We start from the raw sequence: 2,068 nt of genomic DNA on the forward strand, positions 1-2,068 counted from the left end.
AAATTGGCGTGAGATTCTCGACCAAATACCGGACACCGATATTCTGATCCGGATTTTGGAAAGCGAACTCGAACCGGATGACACCGCATCGCTGAACGCGTTCATGGCGACGCTTTCCCCAGAGGAGGAGCGGCTCATCTCTTCATGGCTGCTCCAAAAGATGCCGGCAACCACAGAAACAATGGTCGAGAAGTGGTGGCAGGGAATTTGCCAAGGTGTCGTGCGTCGCCGCCTGGAGACAGCAAAAAACCGAATCAAACTGCCGGAGCTGAGTGCTGGTGACGTCCTAAATTTGCAAAAACAAATTCTTGACCTGCAGGAACAGCTCCACGAATTTCCTCGGCCCGTCGGCGGAGGAGACGCATAGGTATCTTCAACTGCCGCGTGGCAGGCCGAAGGTCCTAGACCAAATTCTTAACCAAACAAACTTGGCCAGGCATTCGAAACGAAGGGGGAGCAGCCGACAGTCGTCGGCTCGTCGGCTTAAAAGCAGCCGTGGCCGCAGTGTACCGAAAAAACGTTTGAATTCCCAACGAAATCACAGCAAGCCGCCGCGGCTCAATTCTCGGAAGCGGACGCGTAGCAAGTCTTCGTCACAAGGAGGCAACCACAATGGACCTCTTTCGATGCCGGCGCTTGGAGTAACGGGGTTGTATTCTTCGGTTGAAGTTCAAGCACGCATTCGAGAGCTGATCAAACTGGCGAAAGAACAGGGTCATCTCACGTTCGACGATCTGAACGAGGCGTTACCGGAAGGAGTCACCGATGCCGATGAACTCGATCTGATTCTCACGCGTCTGCGCCGTCTGGAGATCGACATCATTGAGGCCTCCGAAGTTGATCGGTACAGGGACGGCAAAAAAGACGTCGACGAGGAGGAAGAGGAAGAAGAGGCCAGAGCGACACCGAAGGTTGATATTCTGGATGATCCGGTGCGCATGTATTTGAAGCAGATGGGACAGGTTCCGCTGCTAACCCGGGACCAGGAAGTTCAGATCTCGAAGCGAATTGAGGAGGCGGAAGCGATGGTGCAAAAACATCTCAGTCGCTTCGGGTTTGTTGCCCGCGGCCATCTGGAACTCGCCCAAAAACTAGTCGAAGGCCGGGAACGATTCGATCGCGTGATCCTCGATAAGAAAATCGAAAGCCGCGAGAGATACATGAAGAACCTGCCACGATTGTGTAAGGACGTGGAGCGATTGAGCGTATCCATCAACCGCTATTTTTCCGAGCTTGTCCGCGATTGTTCAAAAAGGGCGTCGCAAAAGCGCAGGGCGTTGCAAAGAACAATGGCGAGCCTGCAAAAGATTTACCCTCGTTTTTATCTGAAGCAGCGAGTAACCGAGGAATTTGTGCACCTTGCCGATGAGGCGCATCACACGTCGCTATATCTCCAGACTGAGCTCGCCAAAAATCCTCGCGGCAAAAAACGGCGGTTGCAGCTTCAGAACAAGGTCCGCGATTTGGAAATCAGCCTCTGGTTTTCGCTTTCCGATTATTCCGAGGAATATCGGACGCTGAAAGGCTGGCTGCGCCAGGCATTCAAGGCTAAAACCGAAATGGTCGAGGCCAATCTTCGTCTCGTTATTTCCATCGCGAAGAAATATACCAATCGCGGTTTGTCCTTTCTCGACCTGATCCAGGAAGGAAACATGGGACTGATGAAGGCGGTCGAGAAGTTTGAGTATCGTCGCGGATACAAGTTTTCGACCTATGCGACCTGGTGGATTCGTCAGGCGATTACCCGGTCGATTGCCGACCAGGCGCGCACGATTCGGATTCCCGTGCACATGATTGAGACGATCAACAAACTCTTGCGCGTGCAAAAACAGCTGGTCCAGGAATACGGACGGGAGCCTACGCCTGAGGAAGTAGCTGAGGAAGTTTTGCTGCCTGTGGACCGGGTTCGCGCCGTTCTAAAGATGGCACAGCAACCGATCTCGCTGCAGTCACCGGTAGGCGAGAGCGAAGAAACTAATTTTGGCGATTTCATCGAAGACAGGGGCGCCGAAAACCCGAGCGACATGACTGCGATAGTTTTGCTCAAGGAAAAGATTAAAGATGTCCT

At 52.9% G+C, this 2,068-nt stretch carries 2 protein-coding genes; both read left to right on the forward strand.

Annotation, left to right across the window (positions count from 1 at the left end; all coding sequences use genetic code 11):
- Nucleotides 1-367 (forward strand): hypothetical protein (locus VGK48_20710; GenBank protein HEY2383604.1); only part of this gene is annotated, 367 nt, incomplete at its 5' end.
- Between the two features lie 259 nt (nucleotides 368-626).
- Nucleotides 627-2,068, forward strand: a 1,442-nt coding sequence (locus VGK48_20715; GenBank protein HEY2383605.1) for a sigma-70 family RNA polymerase sigma factor, incomplete at its 3' end; no start/stop codon positions are given.

The organism is Terriglobia bacterium, assembly GCA_036496425.1.
Lineage (GTDB): Bacteria > Acidobacteriota > Terriglobia > 20CM-2-55-15 > 20CM-2-55-15 > 20CM-2-55-15.